This window comes from Rhodococcus sp. GB-02, assembly GCF_053470465.1.
In genome coordinates, this window is sequence record NZ_JBPUKE010000002.1 from 163,000 (window position 1) to 187,143 (window position 24,144).

A 24,144-nucleotide genomic window follows, 5' to 3' on the forward strand; every position below is an offset into this window, starting at 1 on the left:
TGTGGATTCTACGGCCTCGCGGCGACGTGACGGGTACTCGCCCCACCGTCACGTCGCGGCAGGTGATCAGTTGTAGGTATACGAATCGACGGACGACACGATCGCAACCAGGAAGATGACGTAGAACGCGATGAACAGCACCCAGCAGATGACGGCTATGAGGAGCGAGATCTGACCGAGCTTCTTCACCCGCTCGGACGCGTACTGCGCGCCCTGGTGATCGCCCATAGCCCACTTCGGGTAGATGTCGTGGAGATGGTTGAACGCGGCGAACGCGATAGGCCAGAAGAACAGGATCGACGCGACGGCCCATCCCGCGTTGGACTTCGGCGGACCGTACTGGGGCGCCGCGTACGTGGGAGCAGCGCTGTACTGCTGACCGGCCGGGTACTGCTGTCCGGCTGAATACTGCGGGTCAGTCGGGTACTGCTGGCCCGTCGGATACTCCTGGCCTGCTGAATACTGCTGGCCCGCCGGATACTGCTGCTCCTTCGGATCCTGCGGGTCGGTCGGATACTGCGGTTCGGTCATCATTCCCCCAAAGAGTCGGATTCGGTTCTCTATCGCAGAACCTAGTGGAGACTTACCGCTGCCGTGTCACAGTGAGCGCCTACGCTCTCGAGGTGACTCGGATGCTGATTGTGCTCTTGATATGGATAGTGGGTCTCGGCACCGCCGCTCTCGCGATTGTGGTCTCGCCCGGATGGTGGGTGATCGCGGTCGTCACTCTCGCGCTGGCGGCGATGGGCACCTACGACCTCACACAGAAGTCCCACAGCATCCTCCGTAACTATCCGGTCCTCGGGCACGCCCGATTCCTCCTCGAGAAGATTCGACCTGAGATCCAGCAGTACTTCGTCGAATCATCCACCGATGGAATGCCATTCGATCGCGAAACGCGAGATCTGGTCTACGAGCGTGCCAAGGGAACACTGGCAGAAGAGCCCTTCGGGACCGAGCGCGACGTCAATGCGATCGGATACGAGTTCATGACGCATTCGATTCGCGCACGGACCGCCCCCGACACCGTTCCGCGAGTTCGCCTCGGCGGACGCGATTGCACGATGCCGTACGACATCGCTCTCCTGAACGTCTCCGCGATGAGCTTCGGATCGTTGTCCGCCAACGCAATCGAGGCCCTCAACGCCGGCGCCGCCAAAGGCGGTTTCGCCCACGACACCGGCGAAGGTGCGATCAGTCCGTATCACCGCAAACACGGTGGCGATCTGATCTGGGAAATCGCTTCGGGATACTTCGGATGCCGGACCGAGGACGGCCGATTCGATCCTGACCGTTTTGCCGAGCGCGCCGGCTCCGACCAGGTGAAGGCCATTTCGATCAAGCTCTCGCAAGGTGCGAAACCCGGGTTGGGTGGCGTGCTTCCCGGAGTCAAGGTCTCCCCCGAAATCGCCGAAACCCGAGGGGTACCCGTCGGCCAGACTGTGATCTCGCCACCCGCGCACACCGCGTTCAGCACCCCGGTCGAACTGGTCGATTTCATCGCCACACTGCGAAAACTGTCGGGAGGCAAGCCGGTCGGGATGAAACTGTGCGTCGGCTCGCGTCGTGAATTCCTCGGAATCTGCAAAGCGATGATCGAACGCGGCATCACGCCCGACTTCATCATCGTCGACGGTTCCGAAGGCGGCACCGGCGCAGGTCCGGTGGAGTTCGAGGACCACATGGGCATGCCGTTGACCGAAGGCCTGATGCTCGTACACAACGCCTTGGTGGGAACTGGCCTGCGCCCTCTCGTGAAAGTCGGCGCCTCCGGAAAGGTGGCGAGCGGTTCCGACATCGTCAAACGCATCATCCAGGGCGCAGACTTCACGATGGCGGCCCGCGCAATGATGTTCGCAGTGGGCTGCATTCAGGCCCAGATGTGCCACACCAACCGCTGCCCGGTCGGCGTTGCCACTCAGGATCCGGCACGTACCCGCGCGCTCGACATCCCCGACAAGAGCGAGCGCGTCTACCGCTTCCAGAAGGCAACTGTCGCCAGCGCGCAACAGATGATCGCGTCGATGGGCATCGATTCCTTCGACCAACTGCAACCGGGAATGCTCAACCGCCGCGTCGACGGTCTCACCACCCGAACCTATGCCGACCTGTTCGACTGGCTGATGCCGGGAGAACTGCTCGAATCCCCGCCGCAAAGCTGGCTCACCGATTGGATCGACGCCGACGCTCACCGATTCTGACGCCGGTCGACTCCCGCGCCTCAGATCGCGCGGATTCGCCCTGCTGGTCCTACAGTGACAGATGGTCCGCTGTGACGGCGGCCACACGTGCACTAGTGGACGGAGTTCGACGATGAGCTTGACGACTGCGCCGGAACCAAATGTCGAGTACCTGAAAACCGATCCCGACCTGCCACCTGTCGGTGTTATCGACAAAACACCCATTTCCACGACTGCGCGCGTCGTCTTCCTCGTTCTCGGACTGGTCGGCGCGGGCGCCTGGTACATGATCGCGATTGTCCGCAGTGAGCACATCAGTGCCGTGTGGTTCGTGTTGGCCGCAATTTGTACCTATCTGATTGCCTACCGTTTCTATGCGCGGTTGATCGAACGCAAGATCGTCAAACCCCGCGACGACGTGGCCACTCCCGCCGAGATCATGGAGAACGGCGCCGACTACATGCCGACCGATCGTCGGGTGCTGTTCGGTCACCACTTCGCGGCAATCGCCGGTGCCGGTCCACTGGTCGGGCCTGTCTTGGCCGCGCAGATGGGATATCTGCCGGGAACGATCTGGATCATCGTCGGAGTGGTGTTCGCCGGGGCGGTGCAGGACTTCATGGTCCTGTGGATCTCATCCAAGCGCCGCGGGCGCAGCCTCGGTCAGATGGCCCGCGAAGAACTCGGCCTCGTCGGCGGCGTCGCCGCGTTGATCGGCGTGTTCGTCATCATGATCATCCTCATCGCAGTGCTCGGGCTCGTCGTCGTCAATGCCCTCGCAGAATCCCCGTGGGGTGTGTTCTCGATTGCGATGACCATCCCCATCGCCCTGTTCATGGGCGTGTATCTACGGTATCTACGGCCGGGCAAGGTCTCCGAGGTCTCCCTGATCGGCGTCGTCCTCCTCCTGCTGGCCATCGTCTCCGGTGGATGGGTTGCCGATACCGGTTGGGGCGCAGACTGGTTCACGCTCTCCAAGGTCACCATCGCGTGGCTGATGATCGCGTACGGGTTCGCCGCCTCGGTGCTGCCGGTGTGGCTGCTCCTGGCGCCGCGTGACTATCTGTCGACGTTCATGAAGGTCGGCACCATCGCGCTGCTGGCCATCGGAATTCTGGTCGCACGACCCGCGCTGAACATGCCTGCAGTGACGCCGTTCGCCTCCAACGGCGAAGGCCCGGCCTTTGCCGGTTCACTGTTCCCGTTCCTGTTCATCACCATTGCCTGTGGCGCGCTCTCGGGCTTCCACGCGCTGATCGCATCCGGTACGACGCCGAAACTGCTCGAGAAGGAAAGCCAGACCAAGATGATCGGGTACGGCGGCATGCTGACCGAATCGTTTGTCGCGATCATGGCTCTGGTCACCGCCTGCATCCTCGATCAGCACCTGTACTTCGCGCTCAACGCTCCCGCGGCGCTGACCGGTGGAACACCGGAAACGGCAGCCGAATACGTCAACAATCTGCCCCTCGGCACTGCCCCCATCACACCGGACGTGCTGACTCAGGCAGCCGAGGCCGTCGGCGAAGAATCGATTATCTCGAGAACCGGCGGTGCCCCGACGCTCGCGTTTGGCATGTCCGAAGTGCTCAGCGACGTGTTCGGCGGTGACTCGCTGAAATCGTTCTGGTACCACTTCGCGATCATGTTCGAGGCGCTCTTCATCCTCACCACGATCGACGCCGGCACCCGCGTCGCTCGATTCATGCTCTCGGACTCGCTCGGCAACTTCGGCGGTCCGGCAAAGAAGTTCAAGGACCCGTCCTGGCGCATCGGCGCTTGGCTGTGCTCGTTGATCGTCGTCGCTGCCTGGGGTGCAATCTTGCTCATGGGTGTCACCGATCCACTCGGCGGAATCAACACGCTCTTCCCGCTCTTCGGCATCGCCAACCAGTTACTGGCCGCGATTGCCCTGACGGTGGTCATGACGATCGTCATGAAGAAGGGCCTGTTCAAATGGGCGTGGATCCCCGGCGTGCCGCTGGTGTGGGACCTGGTCGTGACCATGACCGCGTCGTACCAGAAGATCTTCTCTGACAACCCCGCGATCGGTTACTGGGCTCAGCACAACGTGTTCAAAGATGCGAAGGCCGCAGGCGAGACGGCGCACGGTTCCGCAAAGACTCCGGAGGCCATCGACGCCGTCATCCGCAACACCTTCATCCAGGGCACGCTGTCGATCATCTTTGCCTCACTGGTGATTGTCGTCGTCATCGCCGGGATCACCGTGTGTGTCAAGGCAATCCGAGCCGGCGGCCTGCCGACCACCGAGTCCCCCGAAGAACCGTCGAAGATCTTCGGTCCCGCAAGCTTCATTCCGACGCCCGCCGAGAAGGAAATCCAGAAGGAATGGGACGAGCTGATCAAAGCCGGGAAGGTCCGCGCGCCCGGAGCCGCGCACGGAGGTGGGCACTGACCATGACTGCGACCATGACGGCAAAACTCACCACAGCGTTCCGCGGAACGCTGTGGTGGGTTCGCTCGGTGATGGGTGATCTCGACTATCAGCGCTACGTCGAGCACACCCGACGCCACCACGCCGACTCACCGGTGATCAGCGAACGAGAGTTCTGGCGACGCCGACACGCAGCAGCCGACGCCAACCCAGGCGCCCGCTGCTGCTGAATCCGGTCAGGGGCAGGTGGCCTTCGCGAGTTCGTAAATGTGGCCAGCCTGCTCGTCGGTGGGCTTGTTGCCGTTGTTCTCGGCCAGGTCGGTGATCTTGGTCTTGACCTCCGCCTCGTCCGTGCCGTTGGCGACCTCGGTGCACGTGGTCGTCAAGATCTCCTCGATGTCTGCGTCGTCGCGGTTTTCCGCCAACGGTGCGTAAGCCCCTCGGAAAGTGGCGACGAACAGCGTCGTCTTGCCCTGATCGATGGCGTTGCCCGCGGACTGTTTGGCTGTCTCGAGCGCCTGTTGCCCGCTCGTGACTGCCTCGCTGATCTTGTTCTGTGCGTTGTCCTGATCCTCGGTGCTACACGCGGTGAGCCCGAGAACGACGATTGCTGCTGCCCCGACTGCTGCTGCGATTCTCATGACGGAAATGTTAGTCCGAGCGGCATGCTTCAAAACACAGTATTGCAGCGCAACACACGAGTTATCGCATGCAGTCGTTACGATCAGCTCAGCTAGATCACCGGATTCTCACATCGGCGAGGAGATCCCTGCGCCGACGGAAAGGACGATCAGTGAGCGAGCAAGACAAGGGGACGTCCGTAGGGGTGCGAAAGCGCGACCGCGGCGAGATCATCGGGCAAGGGGGTATGTGGCTCGCGAAGTGGTCGTTGGTGTTGGCGTCGATTTCGCTGGGCGCCTGGATTTTCGGTTGGCTGATCGAAAAGCTCTGGGTCATCGTCCTGCCGGTGGCTCTGGCTATCGTTGTCGCGACAGTCATGTGGCCGCCGACCCGCGGCATGATCAAGCGCGGTATGCCACCGGCCGCGGCAGCCGGCATCACCCTGGTGCTCTCGATCGGAATCTTGGCCGGTGTGATCGCAGGCATCGTTCCTTCAGTGGTCAGCCAGGCCCCCGAGCTCGCGAACAAGACCACCGAGGGCATCAACCAGGTTCAGGACTGGCTCCAGGGTCCGCCGCTGAACCTGAAGGACGACCAGATCGACAACGCTGTCCACGCCGTCATCACCAAGGTGCAGGAAAGTGGAACCGCTATCGCTTCGGGCGTTTTCAGCGGTGTGAGCACGGCAAGCTCGTTGTTGGTCACGCTCGGTTTGGTCCTGATTCTCGCGTTCTTCTTCATCAAGGACGGACCGAGGTTCATCCCGTGGCTGCACGCTGTCGGCGGCGGCCGCGCCGGTCGGCATCTCGAAGAGGTCCTCACCCGCATGTGGGACACGCTCGGTGGATTCATCAGGACTCAAGCACTGGTGAGCCTGATCGACGCGGTATTCATCGGCGCCGGATTGCTGATCCTCGGGGTCCCGCTGGCACCGGTGCTGGCAATTCTCACGTTCATCGGTGGCTTCATCCCGATCGTCGGCGCGTTTGTCGCCGGCGCCCTGGCCGTGTTGGTTGCGCTGGTGGCCAACGGCCTCACCACCGCCATCATCGTGCTGATCATCATCCTGGCCGTTCAGCAGATCGAAGGAAACGTCCTTCAGCCTGTGCTGCAGAGCAAGTCGATGAAACTCCACGCCGTCATCGTGCTGCTTGCCGTTGCCGCCGGTAGCTCGCTGTACGGCATCGTCGGTGCCTTCCTCGCAGTGCCCGTCGCCGCTGTGGCAGCAGTTGTCATCCGGTACATCGGAGAGCAGATCGACGAACGCGCAAGCGACAACGAGCCGATGCCCGCCGGCGATGCGTCGGACATCCTCGAGGATCAAGACGACGACGCCGAGTCAGAGGTAGAGAACAAAAAGGCCTGATCAGCCCGCGATCACCTTCACCGAGGAGCCTGCACGTCCGCGAATGACGTGCAGGCGACTCGGGATTCGCTGCCTCATCTCGTCCACGTGACTGACGATGCCCACCACTCGTCCTCCGTCGCGAAGCTCGTCCAACACAGCCATCACCGAGTCGAGGGTGTCGGCGTCGAGAGTGCCGAATCCTTCGTCGATGAACATCGTGTCGAGAACGATTCCACCCGACTCCGCCGCAACCACATCGGCGAGTCCGAGCGCCAAAGACAATGACGCCAGGAACGATTCACCACCGGAGAGCGTCTTCGCCGAGCGAACGACTCCCGTGAAGTCGTCGCGGATGTCGAGTCCCAGACCGCCGCGGCGCCCCCGAGAACCTGCCTCGTCACTGTGCACGAACTCGTACCGTCCCCCGGACATCCGCTGCAGCCGAACCGACGCCGACACGGCAATCTCTTCCAACCGCGAAGCGAGCACATACGCTCGCAGCGACATCTTGCGACTGTTCTGACCTTTGCCTGCGATCACGTCGGCGAGGGCCGCGAGTTCGTCGTGCAGTTCCCGCTCGGGCGCAACCGCCTCGTATGCCTTCTCGAGTTGTCCGCTGAACCGTTCGAGATCCGACACACGGTTCTCGGCCAGGGATGCGGCTGCCACAGCCGAGTTCACCACCTCGGCGCACTGAACGGCGAGGCTGCGAGGACCCTCGACGTCGACTGTCTCGATTTCGCCCACGGCAACGACCTCGGGGTCGTCGAGGATGGTGCGAGCGGCCACCTCGAGGTCACGCGCTTTGGCGAGTTCGGTTTCGATCGCCGCGATTCGGGCAGGCGATCTCACCCCTTCGATCGCAGCCTCGACCGAATCGAATCCGGCAGCGGCCGCCGCAGCGGCCAGTTTGGTCGACAGTTCCGCCGATCGCGCCTGCGAACGAACGGCCTCGTCACGCATCTCAGATGCCGCCGTGGCCGCGGAGGCAAGCCTTTCGAACCGCGAGCGCCGAGCAGCGATGGTCGAATCTTCTCCCACCGCAGCGACGATCGCCGCTCGAATCTGCTCGACCGTGGCCGACAGTGTCGTCATTCGCTCGGTCAGTGCCGCCAATTCGGCAGTCAGAGAAGCCGATTCCTGTTGCAGCTCGCCGTCACGCTCGTTGAGTTGCGCGAGCTTGTCGGCCAACACTCCAACCTGACCGGCAGAGTGTGTCGCCTCGTCGACGGCGCTCTGAGCCGCGGCGCGGAGCCTGTCGAGTTCTTCGACGTCTCCATCCCCGCCGCGGGCGATCACGCGGTCGATGTCACGGTCGACGGCTACCTGGCGGTCGACTACCTTGCTCAGGACTTTCTCCGCTGCACGCTCGGCCGCGGACGCGGCTTCCAGATCGGGCTCGGTGACCGTGACGACGTCCGACTGCGCCAGGGCAGGGTGTTCACGCGAACCACACACCTGGCAAGGGTCACCGGGCGCTAGTGAACTCGCCAACTCCGCCGCCATGCCTTCGATACGCTTCTGCACGAGGTCAAGCCAGCGCCCGCGAGCACTCTGATGGACGTCGCGCGCATCCAACACCTGCACACGAATCTTCTCGGCTTGCGCACGCAGAGAGACGATTTCATGGGCCGCCGTCGCAGCATCCGACGCTCTGACGAGTGCCGCCTCGAGGCCGGGCAGAGTGGCATGCGCGCGTTGCGCGTCGTCCAATCTTCGGCCGGCCGCGCGTACCAGTTCTGGCAGTTCGGTGCGTTCAACCGCGATGGCATCAATGCGCTCGGACAAGGCGTGTCGCCGAACTCCGAGTTTCTCGACCTCGGCTTCCGCCGCATCGGCTCTGCGAGCGTCCTCCGCCATCGCGTCGAGACGAACGATCTCGTCACGCCAGGTCCGGATCCGAGTTACGACGCGTTGACGCTCATCGTCGGTGGGTGGCCACACTCCCGGCTCGAAAATCTCCGGCCCGCCCGTTGCCGAGTAGGTCGACATCGCGGTGTTCATCGATTCGAGCGATGCGACAAGACCCACGCGGGCAGTCTCTACATCGTCGGCGACAGCAGCTACCTGCACAGCCCGCCTGGCGGTCTCGAGTTCGGCGCCGATCGCAAATCGGTGCGCGGTGCCCGTGTTGAATGCTGCGAGTTCAGCAGTCGCACGATTACGGCGAACGAGCAGCTCTGCGGTTCGCTGCGCCGTTGCGAGCACCCGATTAGCCTCGGCTGCTGCATCTTTGGCGGTCACCATCTCGGCGAGACTTGCATCGCGGGTGTCCTGAGCCTCGGCGAGGAGTTTGCGCGACCATTCCAGTGGGTGCGCCTCGGCGCCCACCTCGAGCCCAGCGGCAGTCTCGACCTTCGCGAGCAGCAGACGCACGGATTGCTCTCTGGCGGCGAGCGCGGTAGCACTTGCCTTTCGTTTGGCGTCGAACCATGCCTCCACGGAGACAAAACGCTTGGTGTCGAACAGACGCTCGAGCAGTTTGCCTCGCTCGTCGCTTTCGGCGCGCAGAAATTTGGCGAACTCACCCTGCGGCAAGAGCACCACCTGGAAGAACTGATCAGCACTCATGCCCATGAGACGGTTGATCTCGTCACCGATGTCAGGGATGCGCGAAAGGTTCTCGCCGCGGCCGTCCAACCACGTCAGGGTGGCCTTGGCATTCTCGGTAATCGAACCGGTCCCGCGCTTCTTCGGTCGCGAATACTCCGGACTGCGAACGAGTTTGATTCGGCGACCACTGATGGTCGCCTCCAGTTCCACGCGCGGCACCGAACCGGCCGGCGCGTGATCCGACAGCAATCGCTTGCCCTCGTTGCGCGCGCCCGGCACCCGCCCGTACAGGGCGAACGCAACCGCGTCGAGAATCGTGGTCTTGCCTGCCCCGGTGTCGCCGTGAAGAAGGAACAACCCGTCTGCACCCAAACGGTCGAAGTCGACTTCGACCGTGTCGGCAAAGGGCCCGAAACAGCTGACTTCGAGTTTGTGCAGTCTCACGCGGTTTCACCCAGTTCTACCGTGGACTCCTCGGCGCGCGCGGCAGCGCTGAGCGCTTCGGTCATCAACGAGACCTCACGCTCGGACGGGTCACTACGCACTGCCGAGACAAAGCCGCGGGCGATCTCCATGTCGGTTCGACCACGAACCGCGTCGCGGTACTTGAGATCCGATTGTCCTTCCGGCCTTTGCCATTCGAGATGAACGGCAAACGGGAAACGGGCTTGAAGTTGCCTCATGGCATCGACCGGACGGACCGGGTCGGTGAGCAATGCGGAGACATAGCACTGCTCGGAATCGGCATATTTCGACTCGGTGAGTAGTTCGTCGAGTGTCCCCACTACCTGGCTCAGCCCCCGAATGACCGGGAGATCCAGGCGCTGCACCGACGACAGGCCGGCGGCGTCGAGTTCGATCAGCAGCGCCGCCTTACGGTGGCTGCGCTCACCGAACGAATACGGCAACGGTGAGCCTGAGTATCGAACACTCTCCGAGAGCATCTGCGGAGAATGCAGGTGCCCGAGGGCGACATAATCGACGCCGTCGAACTCGCCCAATGCGACGGTTTCCACTCCGCCGACCGAAATGGAGCGTTCCGACTCAGAGGCCTCACCGCCCACGACGAAGGCATGGGCGAGCAATACCGATCGAGTCGACGGGTCGGCAGCCGTTCGCTCGGCGAGATCTCGCCGAACACGTGACATGGCCGCTCCGAGGATGTCGGAATGGGTACGAGCCCGGGGCACGTCCAACTCGACGCGCGTGATCTCCGGCTCGAGATATGGAATCCCGTAAAACGCGACCGGCCCGAATTGATCGCTCAGCATCACCGGAGTACCGATCTGGCCGACGCGGGTGATCAAGTGCAATCCGCCGGCAGCGGCGAAGGATGCCCCGGCCCCGAGCCGCACCGCGGAATCGTGGTTGCCGGACGTGGCAACGATGACCGCTCCGGCAGCCCGGATCGCCTCGAAGCCTCGATTGCACACCGTGACCGCGTCGGAACTGGGAATGGAGCGGTCGTAGATGTCACCGGGCACGACCACGACGTCGACGCCGTGTTCGCGGACGGAATCCGCGATGGAACCGAGCACACTCGCCTGATCGGCCAACAGATCGACGCCGTGAAAGGTGCGACCTATGTGCCAGTCGGAGGTGTGCAGAATCTTCATGAATCCGACGGTAGAGCAGCCCACCGACACCGCGGATCTCCCACGCTGACGGCTTCGGCGGTGTGCCCCAACCCACGAGCGTCCGGTGACCCTGCACACAATCCGTCCGGTTCGTTTGACGAAGAACCCGAAACCATCGCGCCATCGCGCCGATAAATGCGCCAGCCACGACCCGCACAAACACGGCCGACAACGCAAGAACCGCTAATGTCGTTATGTGTCTGCAACCCAACGTGCTCGCTCCGGGGTACCGCTGGACAAGCGATCGCTCATCGTGACCGTCCCCGGCCTGCCCTGGTGGGGAGTGATCCTGCTTGCTGCCGGCGTCACCGCCGTCGGCGTACTGATCGATGCCACCGGAGGTGGCGGCGAGCTCACAGCGGTGTTCTCGACGTTCTACTTCCTGGGCTGTCTCTTTGCCGTGGTTGCCGCTTCGAACAAGGCTTTGTTCACCGCAATGGCCCAACCGCCTCTGCTGCTCTTCGCTGCGGTGCCGATCGGGCACACGCTCATCGGTAAGGACAACAGCACCGCATTGCGCGACATCGCGATCAACATCGCGTACCCGTTGGTCAACCGCTTTCCGATCATGTTGGCCGCAACCGTGGTCGTGCTGATCATCGGAGGCTTCCGATACTTCCTGCTCAATCAGCGCCCCACCGGGCCTGCGCGCTCGACCCGCTCCCGCCGTTCGGCAACGTCAGCGTCTGCCACTCGAGACACATCCTCGGCGTCCAACACTCGAGACACCTCCTCGGCGTCCAACACTCGTAACTCCTCCGCAGCTACCACTCGAGACCCCGCGCCCGAGACCGGGCGTCGTCGCCGAGTGACCGAGGCACCCGTCTCCGAGCCCCCTCGTCGCCGTGCCCCCGAGGTGGACGAACAGTCCGCTTACCGAAGCACCCCCAGGCGCGAGCCGATCCAGGACGAGCGCCCGCTGCCGCCTCGGAGAAGCCCACTGCCACCCAGGGTCGATCGCACGCACCAACCGCCCACGCGTCGCCCTCAGCCGGACAGCAGACCGACAGCAGACGACGACTACCCGTCGTACGGTCGCCGCCGGGCGCCCGAGCCCACTCCGTCGCCCAGGCGTGAGGAGCGGATGGAGCCCTTCTTCGCTTCGGGTGACGACGTATCGCCGCCGCTGCCCCCTCGCCGCCGCCCACCTGGAGTCGATCTTCCGGCGTATCCGCCGCCGAGAGTTCGGTATCGCGATCGCGACGAGCCCTGACAGACGAGCCCAGTACCAAAAAATGCGGGGCACCTTCCAGATGGAAGGTGCCCCGCATTTTTGTGCTGTTCTACGACGTGCGCGCTGCCCGCAATTCACGGGGAAGAGCGAACACCAGAGTCTCGTTGGCTGTGGTGACGGGCTGAACGTCGTTGTATCCGTGCTCGGCCAAAAGTTCGATCACACCGCGCACGAGCACCTCGGGCACCGAAGCACCCGACGTGATGCCAACTGTCTGGACACCCTCGAGCCACGCGAGATCCACCTCACGGGCGTAGTCGACCAGGTACGACGCGGCAGCGCCCGCCCCGAGCGCAACCTCGACCAGGCGAACCGAGTTGGACGAGTTCCGAGAACCCACCACGATCACGAGATCACACTCGGGAGCCATCGCCTTGACCGCGACCTGCCGGTTCTGTGTGGCGTAGCAGATGTCGTCGGACGGCGGGTCCTGCAGATTCGGGAAACGCTCACGCAGGCGTGCGACGGTCTGCATCGTTTCGTCGACGCTCAGAGTGGTCTGGGAAAGCCAGATGACCTTCGACTCGTCGCGAACCGTAACCGCGTCGACCGAATCCGGGCCGTCGACGATGGTGACGTGATCGGGAGCCTCACCTGCGGTGCCCTCGACCTCCTCGTGGCCTTCGTGGCCGATGAGCAGGATGTCGTAATCGTCGCGAGCGAACCGCTTCGCTTCTTGGTGCACCTTCGTGACCAAGGGGCACGTCGCGTCGATCGTGCGCAGGTTCCGCTCGGCAGCCGAGTCGTGGACGGCCGGCGACACACCGTGCGCCGAAAACACGAGCAACGATCCCTCGGGAACCTCGTCGGTTTCGTCGACGAAGATCACGCCCTGATCTTCGAGCGTCTCGACGACGTGGCGATTGTGGACGATCTCCTTACGCACGTAGATGGGTGCGCCGTGCTTCTCGAGCGCCTTCTCGACGGTCTCGACCGCGCGGTCGACGCCGGCGCAGTAGCCGCGAGGCTCGGCGAGGAGCACGCGCTTGGCGCTGCCCTTGCGGGTGGACGGCGAATCAGCCGAGTGCGCGATACCGAGATTGAGAGGAACAGCCGAAGACATGTGACCAGCCTACTGGCACCTCGAACGTGAGACACTCCGGCAAACATGAACACCTCGTTTCGCGCGCCGATCGAGGGGTGCGAGGTGAACGAGTACGGCCGTCACAGGCAAGTCGGCTACCGATTGTCGGTGCTTTGCGGCAAGCTGTGGGAATGATCCGACCACCGTTCGTGGCGCGCGTTGCCGCGGGACTCGCCGTCACCGCGATGGAAGAGGCAAAGAAGTTGCCCACCACCGCCGTCGCCCTGCCGATGACCGCCGTGAGCCAGATGCTGCAGACAAGCATGCGTGTGCAGCAGTCGATCACCTCGTTGGCAATCAAGGGCGATCAGGCATTTGCCCTGATCAACTGGTCTTCCGAAGACGAACAGCCCGAATGGGCAGTCTTCGACGAGGATGCCGACGCGCCTGCTGACTCGACCTCTTCCACAGGATCGACCTCGGCTGACACCCCGACCAACGCCGGTCGCTTCGCGCTCTACTCTCTCGAGCCGACTGCCCCCATCGAGGAGCCCACACCCGGCGCCGAGTCCGAATCCGCAGCACTTACGTCGGACAAGCCTGCCGAAGAGCCTAAGATCGTCACCGAACTCGACTACCCCAACCTCACACTGGCACAGCTCCGTGCGCGCATCCGGACGCTCAGCATCGACGAGCTGACCGCCGTCCTGGATTACGAGAACGCGACGCTCGCCCGCGCACCGTTCCAGACCATGCTCGCCAACCGCATCACCACAGCCAAGGCAAAGTGACTTCCGCAACGCCCCCCGCTTCATCGCAGCGTTCGTCCGGCGCCAGTAGCGCTGAGCAGCCGTGGCCGGTCCGCACGGTTTCCGCCAAGGTAGCTGGCTGGATCGATCGGCTCGGCAGCATCTGGGTCGAAGGTCAGATCACCCAGATCAACGCACGCCCCGGTACCCGAACGGCCTTTCTCGTTCTGCGCGATCCGTCGGCAGACATGTCGCTGTCGATCACGTGCTCCCCACAGTTGTTGCACAACTCTCCGGTGCCGTTGACCGAGGGCTCGCGTGTCGTGATGTTCGGCAAACTCTCGTTCTACACCGGACGCGGAACGGTGTCGTTGCGCGTCACCGAGATTCGCGCCGTGGGGATCGGTGAACTGCTGGCCCGCATCGAGAGACTGCGCGCCTTGCTCGCCGCCGAGGGCTTGTTCGATCCGCGGCTCAAACGGCCGCTTCCGTTTCTGCCCGGCACGATCGGCCTGATCACGGGCCGAGCCAGTGCGGCTGAGAAGGATGTCGTCTCGGTCGCCCACCGTCGTTGGCCAGCCGTTGCTATCGCGGTGCGTAACACCGCGGTTCAGGGCCCGACTGCTGTTCCCCAGATCATCGAAGCACTGAAGGAACTCGACGCCAACCCGGTAGTCGACGTCATCATCCTCGCTCGCGGCGGCGGTAGCGTCGAGGATCTCCTGCCGTTCTCCGACGAAGCGCTGTGCCGCGCCATCGTGGCTTGCACGACGCCGATTGTCAGTGCCATCGGCCACGAGCCGGACAGCCCGCTCAGTGACCACGTCGCCGACCTGCGTGCAGCCACACCCACCGACGCGGCCAAGCGCGTCGTACCCGACGCGGTTGCGGAAGCTGCCCTGGTTGCGGATCTGCGTGACCGCAGCGCTGCGGCACTGCGCAGCTGGGTCAAGCGTGAGTCTCATCTGATCGAACAGTTACGTACTCGACCGGTCATGGCCTCACCGCTGTTGGCGGTGGATCACCGCGCCGAAGAGGTCGAAAGGCTCCAAGCCGCGGGACGACGCGACGTAACTCGGCTGATCGACTCGGAGTCCCGAACGATCGAGCATCTGCGTGCCCGGCTCACCACTCTGGGCCCCGCCGCGACGTTGGCCCGCGGGTACGCCGTCGTGCAACGTGTTGTCCCCGACGGTGATCCGGAGGTTCTGCGCTCGATCGAGGACGCGCCACCCGGTACCCAGATTCGCGTTCGACTTGCAGACGGCGCCGTTCGCGCCGCAGTGATGGGAAGAGAAAAATGAGCAACGCCACCGACACCGACATCAACGAACTCGGCTACGAAGCCGCCCGCGACGAACTGGTGAGCGTCGTGAAGATTCTCGAACAGGGCGGTCTGGACCTCGACGCGTCACTCTCACTGTGGGAGCGCGGCGAAGCGTTGGCCAAGCGCTGTGAGGAGCATTTGGCCGGCGCCAGGGCCCGCGTCGAAAAGGCTCTGGCCGAAGCGGACGAATAACGTCCGCTCCGACCGCAGATCCTATGGCGTGATCGGCTGCGCTGCGCCGACCTTCTCGGCAAGAATCCGGAACTCTTCCGGCGTCGCCGCGCCCGTGAGCAACAGGCGAACGTCTCCGACGTCCGTGACCCAGATCGACTCGACACCTTCGCCGCCGAAGACATTCCACGTATCGGCACCGACGGTCTCGACTCCGGTCGCGAATCGCTGTCCACCGGCAACGTGTGACACCAAGGGGAATTCCTCGGCGTTGCTCTGCGTCAGCTGAATGTAGCGACCACTGGTCGTGATGAATCCCACAGTGCTCGAATCACCGCCGCCATCGCCGGAAATGATCTTGCGACTGCCGGAGTTCGGGGTCCACCCGTCCGGAACGCCGGGATTACGGATGGGGAATCCGAGTTCCTTCGCGTCGTAGTTCAGAGCTGCGTCCACGTCGACGCTCGGGATAGGCCCCTGCGTCGGGCCGCCGGGACTGAACGTGCACTGGCTGGCGATGCCCGCAATGATGATGCAGAACAGCACCAACGGTACGAGAGACCAGACCATGTCTTTGTTGTCTTCGAGAATGCGGGGTTTCTTCGATGCCACACCCCCAGTATCCAGGTACTCCGCAGTAGATACGATTCCCGGTCCCCCTCCAGCGCGACAAAACGTCCGTGCGGCGACCCGACAGCGCACGTAGCCGCTCCCATCTGGGACAATGACGCTTGAAGAAACCACTGCGTCGACACACCCCGTCGACCGCGACCGCGCCAGGAGGCACCGCACATGACGGCCAGCAGCACTCATCGTGAGACCCCGGACCGTAACCTCGCACTCGAATTGGTCCGAGTCACCGAAGCCGGTGCTATGGCTGCCGGCCGCTGGGTAGGCCGCGGCGACAAGGAAGGCGGCGACGGAGCAGCCGTCGACGCAATGCGTCAGCTCGTCTCCTCCGTCTCGATGCGCGGCATCGTTGTCATCGGCGAAGGCGAGAAGGACGAAGCGCCGATGCTGTTCAACGGCGAAGAGGTCGGAAACGGCGACGGTCCCGACTGTGACTTCGCTGTCGACCCGGTTGACGGCACCACGTTGATGTCCAAGGGCATGCCCAACGCCATCTCCGTTCTGGCTGTTGCCGAGCGCGGCGCGATGTTCGATCCCTCGGCCGTGTTCTACATGGAAAAGATCGCCGTCGGACCGGATGCTGCAGATGTCATCGACATCAGCGCACCGATCGCCGAGAACATCAAGCGCGTCGCCAAGGTCAAGAAGGCGTCGGTTTCCGACATCACGATCTGCATCCTGGACCGCCCGCGTCACAACCAGCTGATCCAGGACGTGCGCGACACCGGCGCTCGTATCCGGTTGATCTCCGATGGTGACGTTGCCGGCGCAATCGCCGCGGCGCGTCCGGAGTCCGGCACCGACATGCTCGTGGGCATCGGCGGAACGCCCGAGGGCATCATCGCCGCAGCCGCCATGCGCTGCATGGGCGGATCGCTGCAGGGCAAGCTTGCGCCCACCGACGACGAAGAGCGTCAGAAGGCCATCGACGCCGGTCACGATCTCGATCGGATCCTGTCCACCGAAGATCTCGTCTCGGGCGAGAACGTCTTCTTCTGCGCCACCGGCGTCACCGACGGTGACCTCTTGCGCGGCGTCCGCTACTACGGCGGCGGCGCCAGCACGCAGTCCATCGTGATGCGTAGCAAGTCCGGCACCGTTCGCATGATCGACGCGTACCACCGTCTCGAAAAGCTCCGTGAGTACAGTTCCGTCGACTTCGACGGTGAAGAGGGCGCGGTTCCCCCGACGTTCTGATCGGCTCCGCCCCGTGAGTGGTTAGGGAGTCCCTGCACTCCTTAACCGCTCACGGGGGACGTAGTCCCCTGCCCGCTCTCCAAAAGTGGCAATGTGGAGCCATGACGGAGAGCAACGATCAACAGTTCCGAATCGAACACGACACCATGGGCGAAGTTCGGGTGCCCATCGACGCACTGTGGCGAGCACAGACCCAGCGCGCGGTCGAGAACTTCCCGATCAGCGGGCGCCCCCTCGAGCGCACCCAGATTCGCGCAATGGGCTTGCTGAAAGCAGCGTGCGCGCAAGTCAACAAAGACCTCGGGCTGCTCGACGCGGACAAGGCCGACGCAATCATCGCCGCCGCGAACGAGATCGCCGAAGGCAAGCACGACGATCAGTTTCCCATCGACGTCTTCCAGACCGGTTCCGGAACCAGTTCGAACATGAACGCAAACGAGGTCATCGCGTCCATCGCGAAAGCCGCCGGCGTGGACGTTCATCCCAACGATCACGTCAACATGTCGCAGTCCTCCAACGACACCTTCCCCACCGCCACGCACGTCGCAGCTACCGAGGCAGCGGTCACCGATCTTGTTCCGGCACTGGAACATCTGCATGCTGCACTCGCCGCGAAGGCGTCCGAGTGGAAGACCGTCGTCAAATCCGGACGCACCCACCTGATGGACGCTGTGCCGGTCACGCTCGGCCAGGAGTTCGGCGGCTACGCACGTCAGATCGAGGCCGGAATCGAGCGCGTCAACGCAACACTCCCCCGCCTCGGCGAATTGCCGATCGGCGGAACAGCAGTCGGTACCGGTCTCAATGCTCCGGATGGATTCGGCCCCAAAGTTGTTGCCGAGCTGGTCAAGTCGACAGGTGTCGACGCTCTGACTCCGGCGAAGAACAGTTTCGAAGCGCAAGCTGCGCGCGATGGGCTGGTCGAGGCATCGGGCGCGCTGCGGACCATCGCCGTCTCACTGACGAAGATTGCCAACGACATTCGGTGGATGGGATCGGGTCCGCTGACCGGGCTCGGCGAGATCGCCCTGCCCGACCTGCAGCCGGGTAGCTCGATCATGCCCGGCAAGGTGAATCCAGTCCTGCCGGAGGCGACCACACAGGTTGCGGCTCAGGTGATCGGAAACGACGCCGCCATCGCATGGGGCGGCGCTGCCGGAGCTTTCGAACTCAACGTCTACATCCCGGTCATGGCCCGCAACCTGCTGGAGTCGTTCACCCTGCTGGCCAACGTCTCTCGACTGTTCGCGGACAAGTGCGTCAGCGGACTGGTCGCGCACGAGGAGCACCTCAAGACACTCGCCGAATCGTCGCCGTCGATCGTGACGCCGCTCAACTCGGCGATCGGTTACGAGGAAGCCGCAGCCGTCGCGAAGCAGGCGCTCAAAGAGAAGAAGACGATCCGTCAGGTCGTCATCGAGCGCGGACTCGTCCCGGACAAGCTGAGCGAGGAAGAACTCGACAAGCGTCTCGACGTTCTGGCGATGGCGAAGGTCAAGGACTGAACAAACAACAGAGTGGCGGTTTCCACTTCGGAAACCGCCACTCTTTCCCTACACCGCGGTGGATGCCCGCCACTCGTCGGTGCGGTCGGGGCTGGCCTCGGCTAATGCCTTCAGCGTCGCTTCGCGATCGAAGTCCTTGCCGTACACGGGAGTTCCCGGCTGCTGACGCCAGGAGTCGTCGATCGTTCCCGCATCGACGGGATCGAAGCCTAACTGATTGATCAGATCGAAAACGATCTGCTTGTTCGCGTCGTCGTCGCCGGCGACGGGTAGCGCGATGCGCCCCTCCGCACCCTCCGGAAGCCCCTTCTCGAGGAGATGCTTCCACCAGATTCCGTTGAACGCCTTGAATACCGGTACACCCAGGCGCTCCTGCACCCATCCGCTTTCGGTCTGTCCGTCCTCGATGGCCGAGATCAGACCGTCACGTTGTTGCGGGTAGTAGTTGTTGGTCTCGATGACCGGGGCACCGGCGACCGCACCGCTGAGGATCCCCGCCGGTAGATCGACCACGTTCTTCTGCGGGATGCTCACGATGATCAGCTCGGCGCCCTCGGCGGCCTCGGTGCTGCGGACTGCCTTCGCGCCCGTCTCCGCTTCCAGTTCTGCAAGGGTGTCCGGTGTCCGCGAGTTCGAGACGCGCACATCGTGGCCGAGCGCAGCGAGCCTACGTGTGAGCGTGCCACCGATCTGACCGGCTCCGATGATTCCGATGCGCATGACCCTGCTCCTTCGTCGTGTGCAGTGGCGATCGCGCCACCGCTGCATTCGTCAACGACGAGAACGCACCGGGTCATTCCGTACCGACTACTTCAACTCCCGTTGATTCAATCGGTTGACGGATCGAGTTCGAGCCTGATGCGAACACTGACCGGATCGGTCTGCAATCCGCGAAAGGCAGAGGCCGTCAGCGCCGATCTGAATTTCCCCGACGTGAATGTCTTCACCCGCGCCGGCACGTCGTCGTCCGGCATGATCTGGGCCTGTCCGTCCACCCACTGGCCGCGGCGACGGATCCGAACCTTCGGCGTCGCAGAGATATTGGCGCCCCAGCCCCTGTCGATGCCGTGCTGCGCGATGACCCACGCCTCGTCGCCGTCGTAGGTGATCGCAACGGGCACTCGGCGGGTCAGACCGGTTCGGCGTCCAACCGTCTCGATCTCGGTCATCAACGACGGCATCAAACCGATCCGATTCAATCCGGTGACCAGCGGATTGGCGAAATACTTCCCGACTGCGACTTCGATTCTTCGTTTTCGTGCAACTGACGTCGGTACCGGCATGCCGTTTCCTCTCCTCCGGAGCTGGCGCTCGAAGCAACAGCTCTATACCGCACGATATAACCACTGATCCGGGAGTCTTGCCACCATGAATATCGATCAATACCCACTACCTGCACACAACACTTGACTGTGTCTGTCGGTTACATCTAGTCTCAGATTCGTTCCTATACCGATCGACATACTGGGAGGCAGTGATGAACACACCTCGAGACGCCTCGTTGCCATGACCGGCCCGCAGACGCGTTGTCCGATCGCCGCAGCGCGTCGCAAGTGGGGAGTACCAAGAGAATCAGCGGCACCAGATGAATCGAACAGCTCTGCGATTGCATACGATGGCGGGATGGCCGACTCCGATTCCCGCACTCTGATGCTGGTCGGCGCCATCAATGCCTTCCGTGAACACGGGATCGCGACGACCTCGCTCACCGAGATCGTCGAACGCTCGGGAGCTCCCCGCGGGTCGGTGTACCACTACTTTCCCGAAGGCAAAGGACAGCTGGCCGGCGAAGCAGTTGCCTACTTCGGCCGAGGCGTCAGCGCCGCCATCAGTTCGATGATCGCCCAGTCTTCCCCACCGGAGATCATCGACGCGGTTGTCACGATATTTCGAAACAGCTTGGTAGAGAGCGATTTCACCTCCTCCTGTCCGGTCGCAGCCGCGGCGGTGGAGGGCGCGTCGACGCCGGCGGCATTAACTGCTGCGGGCCAATCCTTCACCTCGTGGGAATCGCTTCTCACATCGTTCTTCTGGCAGCAGGGACAGCCGTCCGAGACTGCAGCACAGTGGGCAACCGTCGTGATCGCGTCGATCGAAGGCGCGACTCTGATGGCAAAAGCTCAGCACACCACCGCGCCTCTCGATCGGATCGGCGCTCACCTCAAGGCTCTGGTCTCGGCCCCGAGCTGACCAACCCCTCTACTTCCAACCGCTGCTGCCGTCCGCGCAGGAGCAGAGATGGCGTACAAACATGTCTCACACACTTGCACCGGCGCCCTCGGTGCCCATGATGACCAAGTCCCGTCGATTCACTGCGCTGATCTTCATCTGCCTCGCCGAACTCCTTGTCGTGCTGGACAACACAGTGGTCAACGTCGCACTTCCGACGATGAGCGTCGACCTGTTCGCCAGCGTCAGTGACCTGCAATGGATCGTCGACGCGTACACGTTGACCTTCGCCGGGTTCCTACTCACTTTCGGCCACCTGGGTGACCGCTTCGGACGCCGCCGAGTGATGATCATCGGTCTGATCGGCGTCGGCGCGATGTCGCTCGTCGGCGCGTTGGCTTCCAACCTCGAACAGGTCATCATGGCGCGCGCTGCCATGGGTGTCTTTGCCGCAGCGGTCTTTCCGGCAACTCTGGCCATGATCACGAACATCTTCACCGACGCCAGAGAGCGAGCCATCGCCATCGCTGCCTGGACCGCAATGGCCGGCTTTGCGATTGCGATCGGTCCGACGGCAGGCGGTTGGCTTCTCGAGCACTTCTCCTGGCACTCGGTGTTCTGGATGAATGTTCCGGCTGCGTTGCTGGTCATCGTCGGTGTGCTGCTGGTTGTTCCGGAATCGAAGGCGCTTCACGTCGGCCGATTCGATTTCGTCGGAACAATCTTGTCGCTCCTCGGCATCGTCATTCTGGTGTGGACCATCATCGACGCGCCACATCGCGGATGGGTGTCGCCATTCAGCATCACGGGATACCTCTCTGCAACAGTGTTGTTGGCGGCATTCGTCGCATGGGAACTGCGCACCGATGCCCCGATCCTGAACATGAATCTCTTCCGAATCCGGCGGTTTTCATTCCCCGCCTTGGCTATTGCGGTCAGCTACTTCAGCATGTTCGGGTTCTTGTTCTTGATCACGCAGTACTTCCAGGGTGTTCGGGAGTATTCGCCGCTCGAATTCGGCATCCACTCTTTGCCTTTCGCTGCCGCCGTTGCCGTGGGCGCCCCGGTCGCCACTTTGGCGGCACAGAAACTCGGCACAACGGCAGTGATGGTGTTCGGCCTCCTCGTCCTCAGCGGCGGCATGTTCCTGGCAGGCCAGACGACCGTCGACACCCCCTATCTCGGACCCGTCGTGATCTCGATGGTTCTCATGGGTCTCGGCCTCGCGATTGTCCAGGGCCCGGCGACCGACTCCATCATGTCCTCGGTCCCCCTCGACGAAGCCGGCGCAGGATCGGCAGTCAACGACACGACGCGTGAACTCGGCGGGACACTGGGCGTCGCCGTCATCGGCTCGATCGTCGCGTCGTACTACACGTCCAAGGTGGCCCCGATCGTCGACGCCATCCCTGACGCCGTGATGTCCGCCCAGGAGAAGGGCTTTGCTCGCGAGTCGGTACTGAGCGTCATCGAGATCCGCTCCCGCGACATCAGCCCGCTCTTCGAGCAACAGAAGGAAAGTCTGATCCTGACGATGAAGACCGCGTGTTTGGAAGGCTTCGCCATCGCGTCGTACTTCACGGTCGGAGCAGCACTGATCACCGCTCTGCTGGTCGCGGTGTTGCTCCCCTGGAAACCCGTCACCGAAGGTTCGATCCTCAGCAGCCTGACAACAAAGGCTCCGAATTAGGCATACGGTTTTCCGATTTGTCCCACTATGGGCCGACGATTCCCGATACTGGATTGACCGAGTGGTACCGACGACGCCCCGTTAGGGAGAATCTCGTGTCCATCACCAGTAGAAACAGCTCTCGACTGTCGGCTGCGGCGGTTCCGGTCGTACTGACGGTCGCCCTGCTCGCCGGGTGCTCGTCCGATTCGGACACGACCTCAGCGCCCGGGCCGGTCGTCAGCGACGCCAGCCCGGGCCTCGATGCCGGGGTACCGATCCCGGACGGGCAGATCGACGACGCCGTCGGAAAGCTCGACGGCCTCGCGAACGATCTCATGGAGAGTTCCGGTGTTCCCGGCATGGCGATAGCCGTAGTGCACGGCGGCAAGACTGTGTACGCAAAGGGATTCGGGGTTCACGAGTTGGGGAAGAGCGCCACCGTCGATGCCGACACCGTGTTCCAACTGGCGTCGGTGTCGAAATCGGTGGGGGCGACGGTGGTCGCCCACGAGGTCGGAATCGGGACCGTCGACTGGGACACTCCGGTGATCTCGAAACTGCCGGGGTTCGCGCTTGCCGATCCGTGGGTGACCGAGCACCTCACGATCTCCGATCTCTACACACATCGGTCTGGACTACCGGACCACGCCGGCGACGGACTCGAGGACCTGGGCTACAACCGGGCTCAGGTGCTCGAGAAACTTCGCCAACTACCGCTCAATCCGTTCCGAATCACGTACGAATACACGAACTTCGGCGTCACTGCCGGCGCGGAGGCCGTTGCTGCTGCGGCAGGCACCGATTGGGAAACGCTGTCACAGAACGCGATCTACGGTCCGCTCGGGATGACGTCGACGTCTTCGCGGTTCTCCGATTACCAGGCCCGAGAGAATCGAACAGTCGGCCACATCCTCGAGGACGGGAAGTACTCGGTAGGACCGGTCCGGAACGCTGACGCTCAATCGCCCGCCGGTGGAGTCAGCTCCTCGGTGAACGACATGGCCAAGTGGTTGGACATGGTGCTGGCCGGCGGTCGGTATCAGGGGCAGCAGGTCGTTCAGACGGATGCGCTCGTGCCCGCGGTCAACCCGGAGATCGTCTCGCGGCACGCGCAGGAAATCGGCGAGCGCTCCGGCTTTTACGGCTACGGGTTCAACGTCTCCGACAGCGCTGCCGGCCGTGTCACAGCCAGCCACTCCGGAGCCTTCCTGGTCGGAGCCGGGACGAATTTCGTGACGATTCCCTCCGCTGACGTCGGCATCGTCGTTCTCACGAACGGCACTCCCACCGGTGTCGCGGAGACCCTGACCGCCGAGTTCGCCGATCTGGTGCAGTTCGGAAAGATCACTCGTGACTGGCGCCCACTGTACGAAGCGTCGTTTGCCTCGCAGACCGATCCTGAGGGCGAACTCGCTGGGAAGACACCACCGGCCTCCCCTGCTCCAGCCCCGCCGACAAACCAAGTGACCGGCGACTACGGCAACGCGTACTGGGGTCCCGCGCTCGTGACGCAGAAGAACGGTGCGCTGACCTTGACCATGGGACCCGCGGCCGTGACGTACCCACTGACCCACTGGGACGGAAACACCTTCACGTTCCCCCTCAGCGGTGAGAACGCACCGGCTGGGACGGTCTCGAAGGCCATCTTCGACGGAAACTCGCTAACCTTGGAGTACTTCGATCATGATCACCTCGGTACCTTCATCCGGGAAACACCACCCGAATAATCAGC

General features: G+C 63.2%; 21 protein-coding genes. 13 read left to right on the top strand and 8 right to left on the bottom strand.

Annotated elements, in window-relative coordinates; translation table 11 throughout:
- Positions 1–66 precede the first annotated feature (66 nt).
- Entirely contained in the window at positions 67–534 is a 468-nt protein-coding gene (locus tag ACSW29_RS13785; protein ID WP_448277501.1) for a CD225/dispanin family protein, read from the bottom strand.
- A gap of 89 nt (positions 535–623) precedes the next feature.
- Here ACSW29_RS13785 and ACSW29_RS13790 point away from each other — a divergent pair, with 89 nt between their 5' ends.
- The 3 genes from ACSW29_RS13790 to ACSW29_RS13800 all read left to right on the top strand — a co-directional run bounded on the left by ACSW29_RS13790 (position 624) and on the right by ACSW29_RS13800 (position 4,805).
- Positions 624–2,201 (top strand): FMN-binding glutamate synthase family protein, encoded by a 1,578-nt coding sequence (locus ACSW29_RS13790; protein WP_230814725.1) that lies wholly within the window; start codon positions 624–626, stop codon positions 2,199–2,201.
- Positions 2,202–2,313: 112 nt separating this feature from the next.
- The gene (locus ACSW29_RS13795) at positions 2,314–4,596 is read left to right on the top strand and encodes a carbon starvation CstA family protein (RefSeq protein ID WP_448277502.1); all 2,283 of its coding nucleotides are present in this window, start codon (positions 2,314–2,316) and stop codon (positions 4,594–4,596) included.
- A 2-nt stretch (positions 4,597–4,598) separates the two neighbouring features.
- A complete protein-coding gene (locus tag ACSW29_RS13800; protein WP_230814173.1) occupies positions 4,599–4,805 on the top strand; it encodes a YbdD/YjiX family protein in 207 nt (68 codons plus the stop codon).
- A gap of 6 nt (positions 4,806–4,811) precedes the next feature.
- Here ACSW29_RS13800 and ACSW29_RS13805 read toward each other — a convergent pair whose 3' ends face one another.
- Positions 4,812–5,216, bottom strand: coding sequence for a hypothetical protein (locus ACSW29_RS13805; RefSeq protein WP_448277503.1), 405 nt, complete (start codon positions 5,214–5,216; stop codon positions 4,812–4,814).
- Between the two features lie 152 nt (positions 5,217–5,368).
- Here ACSW29_RS13805 and ACSW29_RS13810 point away from each other — a divergent pair, with 152 nt between their 5' ends.
- Positions 5,369–6,562 carry an AI-2E family transporter gene (locus ACSW29_RS13810; RefSeq protein ID WP_230814174.1) on the top strand — a complete coding sequence of 398 codons (1,194 nt, stop codon included), beginning with the start codon at positions 5,369–5,371 and terminating at the stop codon, positions 6,560–6,562.
- Here ACSW29_RS13810 and ACSW29_RS13815 read toward each other — a convergent pair whose 3' ends face one another.
- Positions 6,563–9,541 (bottom strand): AAA family ATPase, encoded by a 2,979-nt coding sequence (locus ACSW29_RS13815; RefSeq protein WP_448277504.1) that lies wholly within the window; start codon positions 9,539–9,541, stop codon positions 6,563–6,565.
- Positions 9,538–10,713: an exonuclease SbcCD subunit D gene (locus ACSW29_RS13820; RefSeq protein ID WP_448277505.1), complete on the bottom strand. Its 1,176-nt coding sequence runs from the start codon at positions 10,711–10,713 to the stop codon at positions 9,538–9,540. The genes ACSW29_RS13815 and ACSW29_RS13820 overlap by 4 nt, the downstream gene beginning before the upstream one ends.
- Positions 10,714–10,930: 217 nt before the next feature.
- Here ACSW29_RS13820 and ACSW29_RS13825 point away from each other — a divergent pair, with 217 nt between their 5' ends.
- A complete protein-coding gene (locus ACSW29_RS13825) occupies positions 10,931–11,947 on the top strand; it encodes a DUF6542 domain-containing protein (protein WP_448277506.1) in 1,017 nt (338 codons plus the stop codon).
- 70 nt (positions 11,948–12,017) lie between these two features.
- On the opposite strand, the gene ACSW29_RS13830 is transcribed toward ACSW29_RS13825, so the two are convergent.
- Positions 12,018–13,031: a 4-hydroxy-3-methylbut-2-enyl diphosphate reductase gene (locus tag ACSW29_RS13830; RefSeq protein ID WP_003945273.1), complete on the bottom strand. Its 1,014-nt coding sequence runs from the start codon at positions 13,029–13,031 to the stop codon at positions 12,018–12,020.
- Between the two features lie 152 nt (positions 13,032–13,183).
- Here ACSW29_RS13830 and ACSW29_RS13835 point away from each other — a divergent pair, with 152 nt between their 5' ends.
- The 3 genes from ACSW29_RS13835 to ACSW29_RS13845 are packed head-to-tail and all read left to right on the top strand — an operon-like array spanning position 13,184 to position 15,260.
- Positions 13,184–13,783 (top strand): lipid droplet-associated protein, encoded by a 600-nt coding sequence (locus ACSW29_RS13835; protein ID WP_448277507.1) that lies wholly within the window; start codon positions 13,184–13,186, stop codon positions 13,781–13,783.
- Positions 13,780–15,045, top strand: coding sequence for an exodeoxyribonuclease VII large subunit (gene xseA / locus ACSW29_RS13840; RefSeq protein WP_448277508.1), 1,266 nt, complete (start codon positions 13,780–13,782; stop codon positions 15,043–15,045). The genes ACSW29_RS13835 and xseA overlap by 4 nt, the downstream gene beginning before the upstream one ends.
- Positions 15,042–15,260 carry an exodeoxyribonuclease VII small subunit gene (locus ACSW29_RS13845; RefSeq protein WP_003945276.1) on the top strand — a complete coding sequence of 73 codons (219 nt, stop codon included), beginning with the start codon at positions 15,042–15,044 and terminating at the stop codon, positions 15,258–15,260. The genes xseA and ACSW29_RS13845 overlap by 4 nt, the downstream gene beginning before the upstream one ends.
- Before the next feature lie 21 nt (positions 15,261–15,281).
- Here the strand turns inward: ACSW29_RS13845 and ACSW29_RS13850 are convergent, their stop codons facing one another.
- Positions 15,282–15,851, bottom strand: coding sequence for a DUF4245 domain-containing protein (locus ACSW29_RS13850; protein WP_003945206.1), 570 nt, complete (start codon positions 15,849–15,851; stop codon positions 15,282–15,284).
- A 180-nt stretch (positions 15,852–16,031) separates the two neighbouring features.
- Between ACSW29_RS13850 and glpX the strand changes: the two genes are divergently transcribed.
- A complete protein-coding gene (gene glpX, locus ACSW29_RS13855) occupies positions 16,032–17,066 on the top strand; it encodes a class II fructose-bisphosphatase (protein ID WP_003945202.1) in 1,035 nt (344 codons plus the stop codon).
- Positions 17,067–17,167: 101 nt separating this feature from the next.
- Positions 17,168–18,571 carry a class II fumarate hydratase gene (locus ACSW29_RS13860; protein WP_230814180.1) on the top strand — a complete coding sequence of 468 codons (1,404 nt, stop codon included), beginning with the start codon at positions 17,168–17,170 and terminating at the stop codon, positions 18,569–18,571.
- Between the two features lie 48 nt (positions 18,572–18,619).
- Here ACSW29_RS13860 and ACSW29_RS13865 read toward each other — a convergent pair whose 3' ends face one another.
- Together ACSW29_RS13865 and ACSW29_RS13870 are read right to left on the bottom strand one after the other, a co-directional pair.
- Positions 18,620–19,339: an NADPH-dependent F420 reductase gene (locus tag ACSW29_RS13865; protein WP_317827184.1), complete on the bottom strand. Its 720-nt coding sequence runs from the start codon at positions 19,337–19,339 to the stop codon at positions 18,620–18,622.
- Positions 19,340–19,398: 59 nt separating this feature from the next.
- Positions 19,399–19,854: a nitroreductase family deazaflavin-dependent oxidoreductase gene (locus ACSW29_RS13870; protein WP_317827185.1), complete on the bottom strand. Its 456-nt coding sequence runs from the start codon at positions 19,852–19,854 to the stop codon at positions 19,399–19,401.
- A gap of 340 nt (positions 19,855–20,194) precedes the next feature.
- On the opposite strand from ACSW29_RS13870, the gene ACSW29_RS13875 reads away from it, so the two are divergent.
- The 3 genes from ACSW29_RS13875 (at position 20,195) to ACSW29_RS13885 (ending at position 24,139) form a co-directional block, all read left to right on the top strand.
- Positions 20,195–20,761: a TetR/AcrR family transcriptional regulator gene (locus ACSW29_RS13875; RefSeq protein ID WP_317827186.1), complete on the top strand. Its 567-nt coding sequence runs from the start codon at positions 20,195–20,197 to the stop codon at positions 20,759–20,761.
- A gap of 97 nt (positions 20,762–20,858) precedes the next feature.
- Positions 20,859–22,430 carry an MFS transporter gene (locus tag ACSW29_RS13880; RefSeq protein WP_317827411.1) on the top strand — a complete coding sequence of 524 codons (1,572 nt, stop codon included), beginning with the start codon at positions 20,859–20,861 and terminating at the stop codon, positions 22,428–22,430.
- 95 nt (positions 22,431–22,525) lie between these two features.
- Positions 22,526–24,139, top strand: coding sequence for a serine hydrolase domain-containing protein (locus ACSW29_RS13885; protein ID WP_448277509.1), 1,614 nt, complete (start codon positions 22,526–22,528; stop codon positions 24,137–24,139).
- The last annotated feature ends 5 nt before the right edge of the window (positions 24,140–24,144 follow it).

Excerpts from the sequence above, each read along its gene's own strand:
- ACSW29_RS13785 (WP_448277501.1), bottom strand. The coding sequence starts at position 534 with ATGATGACCGAACCGCAGTATCCGACCGACCCGCAGGATCCGAAGGAG.
- ACSW29_RS13795 (WP_448277502.1), top strand. The coding sequence starts at position 2,314 with ATGAGCTTGACGACTGCGCCGGAACCAAATGTCGAGTACCTGAAAACC.
- ACSW29_RS13800 (WP_230814173.1), top strand. The coding sequence starts at position 4,599 with ATGACTGCGACCATGACGGCAAAACTCACCACAGCGTTCCGCGGAACG.
- ACSW29_RS13805 (WP_448277503.1), bottom strand. The coding sequence starts at position 5,216 with ATGAGAATCGCAGCAGCAGTCGGGGCAGCAGCAATCGTCGTTCTCGGG.
- ACSW29_RS13820 (WP_448277505.1), bottom strand. The coding sequence starts at position 10,713 with ATGAAGATTCTGCACACCTCCGACTGGCACATAGGTCGCACCTTTCAC.
- ACSW29_RS13830 (WP_003945273.1), bottom strand. The coding sequence starts at position 13,031 with ATGTCTTCGGCTGTTCCTCTCAATCTCGGTATCGCGCACTCGGCTGAT.
- ACSW29_RS13835 (WP_448277507.1), top strand. The coding sequence starts at position 13,184 with ATGATCCGACCACCGTTCGTGGCGCGCGTTGCCGCGGGACTCGCCGTC.
- ACSW29_RS13845 (WP_003945276.1), top strand. The coding sequence starts at position 15,042 with ATGAGCAACGCCACCGACACCGACATCAACGAACTCGGCTACGAAGCC.
- glpX (WP_003945202.1), top strand. The coding sequence starts at position 16,032 with ATGACGGCCAGCAGCACTCATCGTGAGACCCCGGACCGTAACCTCGCA.
- ACSW29_RS13860 (WP_230814180.1), top strand. The coding sequence starts at position 17,168 with ATGACGGAGAGCAACGATCAACAGTTCCGAATCGAACACGACACCATG.
- ACSW29_RS13865 (WP_317827184.1), bottom strand. The coding sequence starts at position 19,339 with ATGCAGCGGTGGCGCGATCGCCACTGCACACGACGAAGGAGCAGGGTC.
- ACSW29_RS13870 (WP_317827185.1), bottom strand. The coding sequence starts at position 19,854 with ATGCCGGTACCGACGTCAGTTGCACGAAAACGAAGAATCGAAGTCGCA.
- ACSW29_RS13875 (WP_317827186.1), top strand. The coding sequence starts at position 20,195 with ATGGCCGACTCCGATTCCCGCACTCTGATGCTGGTCGGCGCCATCAAT.
- ACSW29_RS13880 (WP_317827411.1), top strand. The coding sequence starts at position 20,859 with ATGATGACCAAGTCCCGTCGATTCACTGCGCTGATCTTCATCTGCCTC.